This is a genomic window from Mesorhizobium sp. WSM4836 (assembly GCF_055811815.1).
In genome coordinates, this window is sequence record NZ_JBVVQF010000010.1 from 125,926 (window position 1) to 139,412 (window position 13,487).

The 13,487-nt window shown below is 63.3% G+C and carries 15 protein-coding genes; 8 read left to right on the forward strand and 7 right to left on the reverse strand.

Annotation, left to right across the window (positions count from 1 at the left end; all coding sequences use genetic code 11):
* The first annotated feature begins 9 nt into the window (after positions 1 to 9).
* From ftsY to AC0L2P_RS14455, 4 genes are all read left to right on the forward strand, one after another.
* Positions 10 to 1,761, forward strand: a complete 1,752-nt coding sequence (gene ftsY / locus AC0L2P_RS14440) for a signal recognition particle-docking protein FtsY (RefSeq protein WP_473501935.1) — start codon at positions 10 to 12, stop codon at positions 1,759 to 1,761.
* Positions 1,762 to 1,822: 61 nt separating this feature from the next.
* Positions 1,823 to 2,497 carry a septation protein A gene (locus AC0L2P_RS14445; RefSeq protein WP_473502030.1) on the forward strand — a complete coding sequence of 225 codons (675 nt, stop codon included), beginning with the start codon at positions 1,823 to 1,825 and terminating at the stop codon, positions 2,495 to 2,497.
* 78 nt (positions 2,498 to 2,575) lie between these two features.
* Positions 2,576 to 3,196 (forward strand): pyridoxamine 5'-phosphate oxidase family protein, encoded by a 621-nt coding sequence (locus AC0L2P_RS14450; RefSeq protein WP_473501936.1) that lies wholly within the window; start codon positions 2,576 to 2,578, stop codon positions 3,194 to 3,196.
* 13 nt (positions 3,197 to 3,209) lie between these two features.
* Complete coding sequence (locus AC0L2P_RS14455; protein ID WP_473501938.1) at positions 3,210 to 3,743, forward strand: NADPH-dependent FMN reductase; 534 nt, start codon at positions 3,210 to 3,212, stop codon at positions 3,741 to 3,743.
* A gap of 263 nt (positions 3,744 to 4,006) precedes the next feature.
* On the opposite strand, the gene AC0L2P_RS14460 is transcribed toward AC0L2P_RS14455, so the two are convergent.
* Positions 4,007 to 4,216: a tautomerase family protein gene (locus AC0L2P_RS14460; protein WP_473501939.1), complete on the reverse strand. Its 210-nt coding sequence runs from the start codon at positions 4,214 to 4,216 to the stop codon at positions 4,007 to 4,009.
* Between the two features lie 32 nt (positions 4,217 to 4,248).
* Complete coding sequence (locus tag AC0L2P_RS14465) at positions 4,249 to 5,166, reverse strand: SMP-30/gluconolactonase/LRE family protein (protein ID WP_473501940.1); 918 nt, start codon at positions 5,164 to 5,166, stop codon at positions 4,249 to 4,251.
* 263 nt (positions 5,167 to 5,429) lie between these two features.
* Here AC0L2P_RS14465 and AC0L2P_RS14470 point away from each other — a divergent pair, with 263 nt between their 5' ends.
* Positions 5,430 to 5,597 (forward strand): hypothetical protein, encoded by a 168-nt coding sequence (locus tag AC0L2P_RS14470; protein ID WP_023721879.1) that lies wholly within the window; start codon positions 5,430 to 5,432, stop codon positions 5,595 to 5,597.
* Positions 5,598 to 5,631: 34 nt separating this feature from the next.
* On the opposite strand, the gene AC0L2P_RS14475 is transcribed toward AC0L2P_RS14470, so the two are convergent.
* From AC0L2P_RS14475 to ccmA, 4 genes are all read right to left on the reverse strand, one after another.
* Positions 5,632 to 6,207, reverse strand: a complete 576-nt coding sequence (locus tag AC0L2P_RS14475; protein ID WP_473501941.1) for a DsbE family thiol:disulfide interchange protein — start codon at positions 6,205 to 6,207, stop codon at positions 5,632 to 5,634.
* Entirely contained in the window at positions 6,204 to 6,371 is a 168-nt protein-coding gene (gene ccmD, locus AC0L2P_RS14480; RefSeq protein WP_473501942.1) for a heme exporter protein CcmD, read from the reverse strand. Before ccmD ends, AC0L2P_RS14475 begins: the two co-directional genes overlap by 4 nt.
* Positions 6,372 to 6,487: 116 nt before the next feature.
* Positions 6,488 to 7,153 carry a heme exporter protein CcmB gene (ccmB, locus tag AC0L2P_RS14485; protein WP_473501943.1) on the reverse strand — a complete coding sequence of 222 codons (666 nt, stop codon included), beginning with the start codon at positions 7,151 to 7,153 and terminating at the stop codon, positions 6,488 to 6,490.
* A gap of 211 nt (positions 7,154 to 7,364) precedes the next feature.
* A complete protein-coding gene (gene ccmA / locus AC0L2P_RS14490) occupies positions 7,365 to 7,973 on the reverse strand; it encodes a heme ABC exporter ATP-binding protein CcmA (protein ID WP_473501944.1) in 609 nt (202 codons plus the stop codon).
* A gap of 282 nt (positions 7,974 to 8,255) precedes the next feature.
* Between ccmA and acnA the strand changes: the two genes are divergently transcribed.
* Entirely contained in the window at positions 8,256 to 10,946 is a 2,691-nt protein-coding gene (gene acnA, locus AC0L2P_RS14495; protein WP_473501945.1) for an aconitate hydratase AcnA, read from the forward strand.
* 68 nt (positions 10,947 to 11,014) lie between these two features.
* Here acnA and AC0L2P_RS14500 read toward each other — a convergent pair whose 3' ends face one another.
* Complete coding sequence (locus tag AC0L2P_RS14500) at positions 11,015 to 11,686, reverse strand: ceramidase domain-containing protein (RefSeq protein WP_473501947.1); 672 nt, start codon at positions 11,684 to 11,686, stop codon at positions 11,015 to 11,017.
* Positions 11,687 to 11,861: 175 nt separating this feature from the next.
* Here AC0L2P_RS14500 and AC0L2P_RS14505 point away from each other — a divergent pair, with 175 nt between their 5' ends.
* Positions 11,862 to 12,611 (forward strand): DUF1223 domain-containing protein, encoded by a 750-nt coding sequence (locus AC0L2P_RS14505; protein WP_473501949.1) that lies wholly within the window; start codon positions 11,862 to 11,864, stop codon positions 12,609 to 12,611.
* A gap of 487 nt (positions 12,612 to 13,098) precedes the next feature.
* On the forward strand, positions 13,099 to 13,485 hold the full coding sequence (locus tag AC0L2P_RS14510; protein WP_031212724.1) for a DUF2794 domain-containing protein: 387 nt from the start codon (positions 13,099 to 13,101) through the stop codon (positions 13,483 to 13,485).
* Positions 13,486 to 13,487 lie beyond the last annotated feature (2 nt).

Consider the following 13,487-nt stretch of genomic DNA (forward strand, 5'->3'; position numbering starts at 1 on the left):
GCGCAAGACATGGCTGGGTTTTTCAAGAAGATATTTTCGTTCGGCAAGAAGGAAGTCGTCGAGGAGCGGCCCGACGAGGCCGCACCGCTGCCACCGATCAAATGGGATGAACTGGAAGCGCTGAAGCCGGCCGCCGAGCAGGCCGTCCCGAAGTTTTTGAAACGCGAAGAGCCTGAGGCCGAAGCTGCCCCTCAGCCACCGGTCGAGACGGAAGCACCACCTGCGCCGCAGCCAGCGCCTGTCGAAGAGACCGAGTCGTCTCCGATCATCCCACCGGAGCCTGAAACCCAGCCCGAGCCTGCTCCGGTCGAGGAGCCGGAGGCGCCTGCCGAGAAGCCGGCGTCAGTGGAGATTCCTGAGCCAGAGCCGGAGCAGCCGAAGATCGCTCAGCCCGAGCCTCCGTCCACGGAAGCTGGCGCTGCCCCTCATCCGCCTGCCGGCACCTTCTCCCCGTATGGGGACGGGGAGAAGGGGGCTGATCGGCAGGCCGAGCCTCCTTTTGGAGCCGGCGAAGAAGAAGCTGCAACGCTAACGCCCCCCTCTCCCCGTCCTTCACGGGGAGAGGGTAAGGGTGAGGGGCAGCGCAAGCCCCCGGAAGATTTGGCGGCAGAGTCTGCGCCACCGGCCGAAATCCCGCCGCCGATCCGCCAGCCGGCGCCCGTGGAGACGAAGCCGCCGCTCGCCGAGATCGCGCCCGAAACTGAAGCCATACCAGCGCCCCACCCTCCCATCGAGGAGGAGGTAAAGCGCGAGCCCGTCCCGCAACCCGCCCCCGGCAAAGTCACCGTAACCAAGAAGGTCGAGCAGAAAGCCGAGCCGCAGAAGGCGCCCGAACCGGCGCCGAGGCGCTCGTGGTTCCAGCGCATGCGAGACGGGCTTGCCCGCTCTTCCCGGGAGTTGTCGGGCAACATCGCCGGCGTCTTCACCAAGCGCAAGCTCGACGACGACACGCTGCAGGACCTGGAGGATGTGCTGATCCGCGCCGATCTCGGCATGGAGACGGCGTTGCGCGTAACCGACGCGCTCTCCGCCAGCCGCTACGGCAAGGACGTCTCCGACACCGAAGTCCGCGTCATCATGGCGGCCGAAGTGGAGAAGGTGCTGACCCACGTCGCCATGCCGCTGGAACTCGACCTCAGCCATAAGCCGCACGTCATCCTGGTCGTCGGCGTCAACGGCACTGGCAAGACCACGACCATCGGCAAGCTGGCGGCAAAGCTGACCGACGGCGGCCTCTCGGTCATGCTCGCCGCCGGCGACACTTTCCGCGCAGCCGCGATCGAGCAGTTGAAGATCTGGGGCGAGCGGACGAAATCGCCGGTCATTGCCTCGAAACTTGGCGCCGATGCCGCCGGCCTCGCCTACGACGCCTTCGAGCGGGCCAGGGAAGCCGGCTCCGACGTGCTGATCATCGACACCGCCGGCCGGCTGCAGAACAAGACCGAGCTGATGGCGGAACTGGAAAAGATCGTGCGCGTGCTGGGCAAGCTCGACCCGGAAGCGCCGCACACCGTGCTGCAGACGGTCGACGCCACCACCGGCCAGAATGCGCTCAACCAGGTCGAGATCTTCCGCAATGTCGCCGGCGTCAACGGCCTGGTGATGACCAAGCTGGACGGCACCGCGCGTGGCGGTATTCTGGTGGCGATCGCGGCAAAGCACAAATTGCCGGTCTATTTCATCGGCGTCGGCGAACAGGTCGACGACCTCGAACCTTTCTCGGCAAGCGAATTCGCCAGGGCGATCGCTGGAGTGGCCTAAAAAGCATGACCCTCAAAAAGTTGCAGGCTTTTTGGACAAGATCATGCGCAAGAAGGAAACCATGAACCCGCCCATTCTCGAACGCGACCCGTCCGACCCGCAAAAGCAGAAGAAGGAAGGCGTCAATCCGCTGCTCAAGCTGGTGCTGGAGCTCGGCCCGCTGATGGTGTTCTTCTTCGCCAATGCGCGCGGCGAGTGGCTGACGCAGAGATTTCCTGCCCTTGCCGAATTCGGCGGGCCGATCTTCGTCGCCACTGGTCTGTTCATGGCCGCGACCGCGATCGCGCTGATCGCGTCCTGGCTGCTCACCCGCACGCTGCCGATCATGCCGATGGTGTCGGGCGTCGTCGTCTTCGTCTTCGGCGCGCTGACGCTCTATCTGCAGGACGATATCTTCATCAAGATGAAGCCGACCATCGTCAACACGCTGTTCGGCGGCGTGCTGCTCGGCGGCCTGTTCTTCGGCAAATCGCTGCTCGGCTATGTCTTCGATTCGGCCTTCAATCTCGATGCCGAGGGCTGGCGCAAGCTCACCTTCCGCTGGGGCCTGTTCTTCCTGTTCCTGGCCCTTGTCAACGAAGTTGTCTGGCGGAATTTTTCCACCGATGCCTGGGTTACCTTCAAGGTCTGGGGCATCATGCCGATCACGCTTCTGTTCACCTTCAGCCAGATGCCGCTGATCCTGCGCCATTCGCTTGAGGACAAGACCGAGAAGGCGGAAAAGGCCGGCAAATAGAGCAATTCCCAGGAAAAGCGCGGAGCGCTTTCCCTAGGTCGATAGGGTGTCCATTCGGACCGAACCGAGGAGACGGGGATGGAGTTCATCACCACGCGCGACGAGCTGAGGACGATCTACAAGACGCCGCGTCCGACCGACGGTTCGATCCGCAAGGAGTTGCGGGCGCTGGACGGCCACTGCCGCTCCTTCATCGGCAAGAGCCCGTTCGTGCTGATCGGCTCCTCCGACGGCGCCGGCAATGCCGACGTGACGCCGAAAGGCGACAGGCCGGGTTTCGCCGCCGTGCTCGACGAGAGGACCATCGCCATCCCCGATCGCCCCGGCAACAACCGGCTGGACACGCTGGAGAACATCCTTCTCAACCCGTCGATCGGACTGCTGTTCCTCATTCCGGGCATGAACGAGACGCTGCGCGTCAATGGCGATGCCCGCATCACCGTCGATGCCGGCTTGCGCGAGCGCCTCGCCGTCGACGGCAAGCAGCCGCAAAGCGTCGTCGTGGTGTCGGTAAAGGCCGCCTACATGCATTGCGCCAAGGCCTTCATGCGCTCCGACCTGTGGAAGCCGGAGACCTGGTACGACCGCGCGACGCTGCCGACGCTCGGCCAGATTCTGCGCGACCAGTTGGCGCTCGCCGATACGGCCGAGGCGACCGATCGCTGGCTGGACGACGAATACAAACACACGATGTGGTAGATCTCTTTAGACTTTGCTGAACATCCTCGCCATCTCCGGCAGCCTGCGGGCCGCCTCCACCAATTCGGCCTTGATTGCGGCCCTGGCGCAAAACGCACCGCCCGGCTGCGGTGTCACCGTCTATGACGGACTCGGCCGATTGCCGATCTTCAATCCGGACGACGAGGGCGAACGGACGCCGCCTGAAGCATCCCGGTTGATCGACGCGGTCACGGGCGCCGACGGCGTCATCGTCTCATGCCCGGAATATGCCCATGGCGTGCCGGGCGGGTTGAAGAACGCACTCGACTGGCTGGTGTCGCGCGATGCAGCCGTCAGCAAACCGGCCATGCTGGTCCACGCCTCGCCGCGCTCGCTGTTTGCCCGCGCCGCGTTGATCGAGATCATGCGGACAATGTCTTTCGCGCTCTATGAGGAAGCAGCGCTCGAAATCGCGCTACTCGGCAAGAAGCCGCCGGAGGTGGAGGATATCCTGGCGGAACCGGAAAACCGGCTGGCGATGCGCGGCGCCGTTTCGGATTTCGCCGAGTTCATTGGCGCTCGATGAGCAGTCGGGGCCGTATAGCCTTGGTATCTGGCGAAAGCCGAAGTGACGTCCAATCTCCCCCCTTGCGGGGGAGATGTCCGGCAGGACAGAGGGGGGTGCGAAGGATCCCCAACGTTCGACTTCAGCCATTCCCAACCGGAACCGCCTGAGGGCATGCTATAATTGGCTGGCAAGGCGGAGGGACAGCACCCCCGCTGCCTTGCCAGGCATCTCCACCGCAAGGGGGGAGATTGGCAGCTTCACCGATGGCGCCTACTCTGGAACTATCCCTTCCCTCTCCGCGTCTCGACATCGGTCTCGCCGACGAACCAGTCGCGTGCAGCGACCTCTTCGAAGACCACCCAGACATCGTTGCTGGTCAGGCCGGTGGCGCCGGTGATGGCCGCCGTCACCTGGGCGGCGATCGCGGCCTTTTTGCCCGCCGGGTCATCGGCAATCACCTCCTTGACCAGGCGGATACTCACGAATGGCATGGTTCCCTCCCTTGGATATTCCTGGCGGCCGCTCAATAGGTTTTGACGCCGTTGACCATGAGCCGGACCATGTAGAGCGACGTGGTGCCGGCGATATAGAGGCAGTTCAGCTTGTTGCCGCCGAACACGCAATTGGCGACGACTTCCGGTACCTTGACCTTGCCGATCAGCGTCCCGTCTGGATCGTAGCAGTGGATGCCGTCGGCGGCGCTGGTCCAGATGCGGCCGTCCGCATCCAGCCTGAAACCGTCAAACAGGCCGGCGGTGCAGTCGGCAAAGACCTTTTCGCCTGAGACCGTCTTGCCGCCCTGGCCGACATTGAACACCCGGATGTGCGCCGGGTTTTGCGCACCATGCGTGCGGCCGGTATCGGCGACGTAGAGCTTGCTCTCGTCGAGCGAGAAGGCGAGTCCGTTGGGCCTGACCATGTCGGTGATGACGGCCTCGACATCGCCGGTGCCGGGATCGACCCGGTAGACATGGCAGGCGCCGATCTCGCTCTCGGCCTTGTCGCCCTCATAGTCGGTGTCGATGCCATAGGTCGGGTCGGTGAACCATATCGAGCCGTCGGACTTCACCACCGCATCGTTTGGCGAGTTGAGCCGCTTGCCGCGCCATTTGGCGGCAATGGTGGTGATCGACCCGTCATACTCGGTGCGGCTGACGCGACGGCCCGAATGCTCGCAGGTGACCAGTCGGCCCTGCCGGTCGACGGTGTTGCCATTGGAATTGCCGGACGGCTGGCGGAACACGCCGACGCTGCCGTCGGTCTCGTCGTAGCGCAGCATGCGATTATTCGGGATGTCGGACCAGACCAGATAGCGCCCGGCCGCGAACCAAGCCGGTCCTTCCGCCCATCGGCAGCCGGTAAACAACCTGTCGACCTGTGCATTGCCGTTGAACAGCCGCGAAAAGCGCGGATCGAGAACTTCGTAGAATTCGCTGGCCATGGTTCCTCCCGGTAGCAGTCGCTTGGCGAGGCGCGATCAAGACAGCCTGCGATCAATAAGGCAAGATCGATGATGCGTCAGAAGCATTATGGAAGCGAGTGCTGGCCCGGACGGCAGGTCACGTCCCGTCAACCGGCTATGCGCCCCGCGCAATGGTGCATTGCAACATCTTATTTTTGCAACGCACCATAACTATGTCATGCTCTGTATCGATCAAGGGAGGAACAACTGGCCGCGAAATGCGGCGCAAAAGGAAACTCGCTATGATCATCGACAGCCTCATGAGCCGCGCTCGCGCCAGCATTGCCAAGCGCCGGCATTACAACCGCCTCGTTGCCGAAATCGACAGTTTTAGCAGCCGCGACCTCGCCGACATGCGCGCCGATCGCTCAGAAATGCTCTACCAGGTCCACAAGCAGATCTATGGCTGACTCTTCGGTCGACCCATCACGAAACTGCGGGCCATCAGCCCGGCACGGCCAGCGCCTTCTCGATTTCGGGCAACAGCAGCGTCCGCGCCGAGTCCGGCGTCAGCGGCCCGACATGCTTGTAGGCGATCTTGCCATCCTTGCCGATGACGAAGGTCTCCGGCACGCCATAGACACCCCAATCGATCGCCGTGCGCCCGGCCTGGTCGACGCCGATCGCCTGGAACGGATTGCCGAGATCGCCAAGGAACCGACGGGCGTTTTCCCGCTGGTCCTTGTAGTTCAGCGCGGCCATGACGAAGCGCTTGTCCTGCGACAGCGCTAGCAGCACCGGGTGCTCTTCGCGGCATGGCGCACACCAGGACGCGAAGACGTTGACCAGCGTCACCTTGCCGGCGAACTGTTTTGAATCGAGGCCCGGCAAATTGGTGCCCTCGAGCGCCGGCAGGTTGGTCTGCGGCGCTGGCAGGCCGATCAGCGCCGAGGGCACTTCCGAAACGTCGCGCCCGGACAAGAGCTGCGCCAGGAACAATCCCGCCAGCCCGAGAAAGATCAGCAGCGGTACCAGCACCATCAGGCGGCGGCGCGCCGGTGTTTGCGTTTCCGTGCTCATGATTTTGCTGCCTTATCGGAGCGCCGGCGCACGCCGGACGCCTCCAACTCGGCAAGCTCTCGCTTGCGGCCGCGCTGGTCGAGCAGAATCCAGCCGATCAGCCCGGCCAAAACTACGGCCGTGATCGCATAGGCGGCGGTGACATAAAGCGCGTGCACGCTCATGCTTCTCGCTCCGCGGCGCTTTCCAAGCGGTCCGTCTCGCATCGTTCCAACATGTCTTCTCTTAACGCCGCGCCATCGGCTCCGCAATTGTTCGCCGCGCCGCAGAAGCCGACGCTTCAATCCGTTCCGTGCCGCAGCGCCAGCGCCGCCGCCACCGGCCCGAGCACGGCAAGAAACAAGGTCAGCGCGGCAAGAATGAGGAAGGGCTGCAGGAAGGGATCGGGGTCCGCCACCGCGCCATAGCTTGCCGACACGCCGAAGATCAGCACGGGAATGGTCAGCGGCAGCACCAGCACCGAGATCAGCAGCCCGCCACGCGGCAGCGCCACCGCCACCGCAGCACCGGCAGCACCGATGAAGGTGATCGCCGGCGTGCCGACCAGAAGCGTCAGCGCCGTGGCGCCGATGCCGATGGGCTCCATGTTCATGAACAGGCCGAGCAGGGGAGCGGCGATGACCAGCGGCAGCACGCTTCCCGTCCAATGCGCCAGGCATTTGGTCAGCACGGTCATGGCCAGCATATGCCGGTCGTTGCCAAGCACCAGAAGATCGAGCGAGCCGTCCTCGCGGTCGGCCTGGAACAGCCGGTCGAGGCCGAGCAGGCAGGCCAGCAAGGCTGATATCCAGAGAATCGCTGGGCCGATACGGGCCAGCAGCTTCAGGTCGGGACCGACGCCGAAGGGGATGGTCGCGATAACGGCGAGAAAGAAAATAACGCCGGTAAGCGCCCCACCGCCGGCGCGAATGCTTAGGCGGATGTCTCGGAGGAAGAGGGACCACATTATGGTGCAGTCCTTTGTCGCGGTGGGAGTTCCTTCGCGCCCCCCTCTGTCCTGCCGGACATCTCCCCCACAACGGGGGAGATGGGCAGTTTCGCTGACCACCCCTTTTCTTGAGCGGTGGAGATTGGCGAAAGCCGAAGCGACAGCCAATCTCCCCCCAAGTGGGGGAGATGTCCGGCAGGACAGAGAGGGGCGCCGTAGAGCACCATCGTCAAGCGGCCTCGCCCATCACCAGCCCTTGTGCCCCGTCGATCCCCAGCGGCAAGTGCGTGGCCGCAACCACGATGCCCCCACCATTGAGATGCCCGCGCATCATCCCGCCGAATCTCTCCTCCGAAGCCTTGTCCAGTCCTGCCGTCGGCTCATCGAGCAGCCACAATGGCCGGTGGCTGACCAGCAGTTTTGCAATCGCCGCGCGCCGGCGTTGCCCGGTTGAGAGATAGCCGAATGGCAGATGCCCGATGCCGCCCAGCCCGACGGTCTCCAGCGCCTCTTCAACACCCCTGGAACCCGCGCCCGAAAAATCGCGCCAGAAGCACAGGTTCTCCTTAACGCTCAGCGCCGTCTTCGTCGCGTTGAGGTGGCCGAGATAGTGACAGGCCGAGGCAGTCGACGGAAAGTCCTCGCCACCACCTTCGAACCGCAAACGGCCTGCCGCCACCGGCAACAGGCCGGCGATGATCCTGAGCAGCGTCGATTTGCCGGCGCCGTTCGGCCCGGTGACGACCAGCGCCTGGCCTCCTCGAAGCGCGAATTCGATACCGGAAAATACCGTCTCGCCGCCGCGTTCGCCGCCCAGATTTTCGGCGATCAGCCGCATCCGTTCCCCTTCGCCGAAAGTTCGAGCGCGGCTTCGGTGCGCCGCAGCAAAAATGGCAATTCCGTGTCTAGAACTATTCCAGAAAATTCTCTATATCCGCATCATCCGTGCCAGCGGTCGGCACGGGAACCGAATTTGCGCCGAACCAGCGCGCGTGCCGCCTTGAACGGCCCGGACGCTTGGGAACGGACAGCGGAAATGGCCGTACCCGCACCTTTGCGCGTGATTTGCATGCCCACTGGCGTCCGTTCCCTCCCGGCAACCGACAGTTAGGGATCGCACGTGTCCAAATCACTCGACAGCTTCAATTGCCGCCGCACGCTGACCGCCGGCGGCGCCGAGTACATCTACTATGACCTTGTCGAGGCCGAAAAGAACGGCCTCACCGGCATTGCCCAATTGCCTTATTCGATGAAGGTGCTGCTGGAGAACCTGCTGCGCAACGAGGACGGCCGTTCCGTCACCAGGGAGAGCATCCAGGCGGTCGCCCGCTGGCTGACCGACAGGGGCACGGCCGGCGTCGAGATCGCCTATCGCCCGGCTCGCGTGCTGATGCAGGATTTCACCGGCGTTCCGGCCGTGGTCGACCTTGCCGCTATGCGCGACGCCATGGCCTCACTCGGCGGCGACCCGCAAAGGATCAATCCGCTGGTGCCGGTCGACTTGGTCATCGACCATTCGGTCATCGTCGACGAATTCGGTACGCCGCTGGCATTCGCTCGCAATGTCGAGCTTGAGTATGAGCGCAACGAAGAACGCTACAAATTCCTGAAATGGGGCCAGCAGGCCTTCCGCAATTTCCGCGTCGTGCCGCCCGGCACCGGTATCTGCCATCAGGTCAATCTTGAGTATCTCGGCCAAGTGGTGTGGACCAACAGCGAAGACGGCGAGACCACCGCCTATCCCGACACCTGCGTCGGCACCGATTCGCACACCACCATGATCAACGGCCTCGGCGTGCTCGGCTGGGGCGTCGGCGGCATCGAGGCGGAGGCCGCGATGCTCGGCCAGCCGGTTTCCATGCTGCTGCCCGAAGTCATCGGCTTCCGGCTCACCGGCAGGCTGAGGGAAGGCGTCACCGCCACCGACCTTGTGCTTACCGTCACCCAGATGCTACGCAAGAAGGGCGTCGTCGGCAAGTTCGTCGAATTCTTCGGACCAGGCCTGTCCAACATGACGCTGGCAGACCGCGCCACCATCGGCAACATGGCGCCGGAATATGGCGCCACCTGCGGCTTCTTCCCGGTCGACAGCGAAACCATCCGCTACCTCACAATGTCCGGTCGCGACGAAAGCCGCATCGCCCTGGTCGAGGCTTATTCGAAGGCGCAAGGCTTGTGGCGCGATGCCGGCTCGGCCGATCCGGTCTTCACCGACCTGCTGGAGCTCGATCTCGGCAGTGTCGTCCCGTCGATGGCCGGCCCGAAGCGGCCGGAAGGCCGGGTCGCACTTGAAGACATTCCGGCTGGCTTCGCCAAAGCCATGGAGACCGAATACAAGAAGGCCGCTGAAATCGACAAGCGCTATGCCGTCGAGGGTACGGACTACGATCTTGGCCATGGCGATGTCGTCATCGCCGCCATCACCTCCTGCACCAACACCTCGAACCCGAGCGTGCTGATCGGCGCCGGGCTGCTGGCGCGCAACGCTAACCGGCTCGGCCTCAAGCAGAAGCCGTGGGTCAAGACCTCACTGGCGCCAGGCAGCCAGGTCGTTGCCGAATATCTGGAGAAATCCGGCCTGCAGAAGGAGCTCGACCAGATCGGCTTCAACCTGGTCGGCTTCGGCTGCACCACGTGCATCGGCAATTCCGGCCCGCTGCCGGCGCCGATCTCCAAAACCATCAACGATAAGGGCTTGATTGCTGCCGCAGTCTTGTCCGGCAACCGCAATTTCGAAGGCCGCGTCTCGCCCGACGTGCAGGCGAACTATCTCGCCTCGCCGCCGCTGGTCGTCGCCCACGCGCTGGCCGGGACCGTGACCAAGGATCTGACCACCGAGCCGCTCGGCGAGGATCACAACGGCAATCCGGTCTATCTCAAGGACATCTGGCCGAGTTCGGTCGAGATCCAGGAATTCATCGAGAAGAACGTCACGCGCGAATTGTTCGCCCGCAAATATGCCGACGTCTTCAAGGGCGACGAGTACTGGCAGAACGTCAAGGCGCCGGAAGGCCAGACCTATGCCTGGGACGACAATTCGACCTATGTGCAGAACCCGCCCTATTTCGCCGGCATGACGTCAGGCTTCGGCAAGATCGGCGATATCAAGGGCGCGCGTGTGCTCGGCCTGTTCGGCGACAAGATCACCACCGACCACATTTCGCCGGCCGGTTCGATCAAGGCGGCCTCGCCGGCCGGCAAGTACCTCACCGAGCACGGCGTCGGCGTCGCCGACTTCAACCAATACGGCACGCGCCGCGGTAACCACGAGGTGATGATGCGCGGCACCTTCGCCAATATCCGCATCCGCAACCATATGCTGGGCGAGAACGGCCGCGAGGGCGGCTACACCATCCACTACCCGTCGAAAGAAGAGGAATCGATCTACGAGGCGGCGATGCGCTACAAGAAGGAAGGCGTACCGCTGGTCATCCTCGCCGGCGTCGAATATGGCAACGGCTCGTCGCGGGACTGGGCGGCCAAGGGCACGAATCTGCTCGGTGTCCGCGCGGTCATCGCCCAGTCCTTCGAGCGCATCCACCGCTCCAATTTGGTCGGCATGGGCGTCATCCCGTTCGTCTTCGAGGAAGGCACCTCATGGGCCTCGCTCAACCTCAAGGGCGACGAACTGGTCGAGATCGATGGACTGAGCAACATCAAGCCGCGGGAGAAGATGATCGCCAGGATCACCTACGGCGACGGCAGCGTCAAAGAAGTTCCCATCATCTGCCGCATCGATACGCTGGACGAGCTCGACTATTTTAAGAATGGCGGCATCCTGCAATACGTGCTGCGCGATCTTGCGGCTTAAGGCAGTAGGGCAATAAGGGAGTAGGGCAGTAGGGGAAGCAAGGACAAGCCACCTACTGCCCTACTGCCCTACTGCCCTATTCTGGGCTTTCCAAACCGCGCTGTCGCCGCCAGCAGCACACCGAGCATCAGCCCGTTGAATATGTGCCACAGGAAATGCGTGCCGAGCGGAAAGCCGCCGCAAACCAGCGGATCGATCATTCTGCAGATGACCGACACGACGAAGATCGCCGAACCCGCCAGATTGTACCAGCCGGCGCGATTGCCGCTGGCCGCCACCCAGGCGCCGAAGAAGGCGAGCGCCAGGAAGGGCGGCAGGTAACCGGTCGTCCCGTTCGACGCCTGGCGCAGCCAGTCCGGCACGGCAAAGGTAAGCAACCCGGCGACGGCGTAAAAGGCGACGAAGATGGCGATCGCCTTGCCCCATTTCATGCCGAGAAAACGTCGCAGGTTGAACAGCGTGTAGGCCAGCGTGAACCCTGCAATGGGCACCACGTCGGCCACGACCATCGCCCTTGTGGCAAAGGTGTGGAACAGCGACGAGCCGATGCCGATCGCCACCACCCACCAGGCCAGCACTTCGGCGAAGGTGCCGGTGCCGCGCTTGCGCACCTGCCAGATACCCCATAGCCCGGCGGCAAGCAAAGCCAGATTGCTCAGTGCATTGAGCGGTTCGGCCCAGAATTCCGGCCCTGTCCGTTCGCAATAGAGATCGACGGGCGCCAGGAGAGATTGCCACATGCTGATTGCCGCCCGAATCGATTCCGTCGTGAAGTGCAAGTCCACCTATTGCGCCCTTGCCAGCGGTTGCAACGGCAAAATTTCACCGCAACGTGACTTCCCGTTGACTGCCGCTTCTGCCACATATTTCGACAACCAGAACAAAGCCGGCGTCACCGGCGGGATTGGAACGGCCATGCCATCTCGAAGACCATTGCGGCTTGCGGCCCTTGCGCTGGCCCTCCCGGCGTTTGCCGGAAGCGCCTTTGCCGAGCAAACCGATAAGCCATTAGGCGTTATCGAGCTCTTCACCAGCCAGGGATGTAATTCCTGTCCCCCGGCCGACGAATTCTTCGCCGAGCTCGCCGCCAAGGAGAACATCGTCGCGCTCGCCTATCATGTCGATTATTGGGATTACCTCGGCTGGCAGGACACGCTGAGCCGCAAGGAAAATACCGAGCGGCAATATGAGTATATGCGTGCCTTCGGCAGCCGTTCCGTCTACACCCCGCAAGCCGTCATCAACGGCCGCAGCCATGTCAACGGCGCCAGCCGCAAGGAAGTCGACGGCGCGCTGGCCCGCATGGAGAGGGTCGGCGAGGGCATGCGGGTCGGCATCAAGATCAGCCGGACCAGCGATCGCGTCATGATCGATGCCGGCGACGCCGTGGCCGGTCCCACCGACGCGCACGTCGTCATCGTCTATTTCAACCCGCCGCAGACGATAAGGATCGGCAAGGGTGAAAACACCGGTCGCAGCATGACCTACTGGAACGCCGTCTCCAGCATCCAGACCGCCGGCATGTGGCACGGCAAGGCGCAGCGCTACGAACTGCCGATGAGCGAGATCGCCAAGAAGGGCGGCTGCGCCGTGCTGCTACAGTCGGTAGGCAAGGACGGCATGCCCGGGCCCATCCTGGGTGCAGCGTTTATCCGCAAGCCTTAGATAGAGCGCTCTCCCTTCTCCCCTTGTGAGGCTTTTGCAGAGAAGGGATAACCACTCTCAAGCCTCCGACGATAGCCTGTCCGGATGGATCGCACCGCCACGACTCCGGCCAATAAAAAACCGGCGTCAGCTTGCTTCTGACGCCGGTCATTTAGGTTTGGGATCGTCGCACCCGATCTTTCCAAGGAAAAACCGAGGTTGGTTCGATCCGACGCAGGCCCGTGGGCGGGGGGCTTGGGGTTTACGAGCCGGTGCCGGACCGAACCGTCTCAGGCAACGCCGGTAAATTCGTCGGACATTGGGGCATGAGCACGGATAAAAAAAGGCAGGATTGTGGCGAAGCATCACCAATTCCAACAGGCGTTTCGCAAACGTGACTGGACGCTGGAGAAACCGCGCGGTGCTGCCGTTGCCCGGCCGGGCCTTGCAATTCGGCAGCGAAAGCGCCAACTTTGGTCGGCGTACGATTCATTGCGAGGATCCAGGCATGACTGATCGCAGCAGCGGGACGGAGGATGGGGACGCATCCGCAATATTGATCCCGCTGCACGAGGCAAGACGCGAGCGCCTCGACCAGCCGGTGCGGTTCGACCGGCGCGAACTGGACCAGATCCTCAGGCTCTACGGCCGCATGGTTGCCGCCAATGAATGGCGCGACTATGCCATCGACCATCTCGCCGACCGCGCCGTTTTTTCCGTCTTCCGCCGCACCAGCGAAGTGCCGCTTTTCCAGATCGTCAAGGATCCGAAGCTGGCGCGCCGGCAAGGCGCGTTCGCCGTCATCGCCGCCGGCGGGCGCATCCTCAAGCGCGGGCAAGAGCTCGGCCGGGTGCTTGGCGTGTTCGACCGAACGCTGAAGCTGGTCGAAGCGTAACC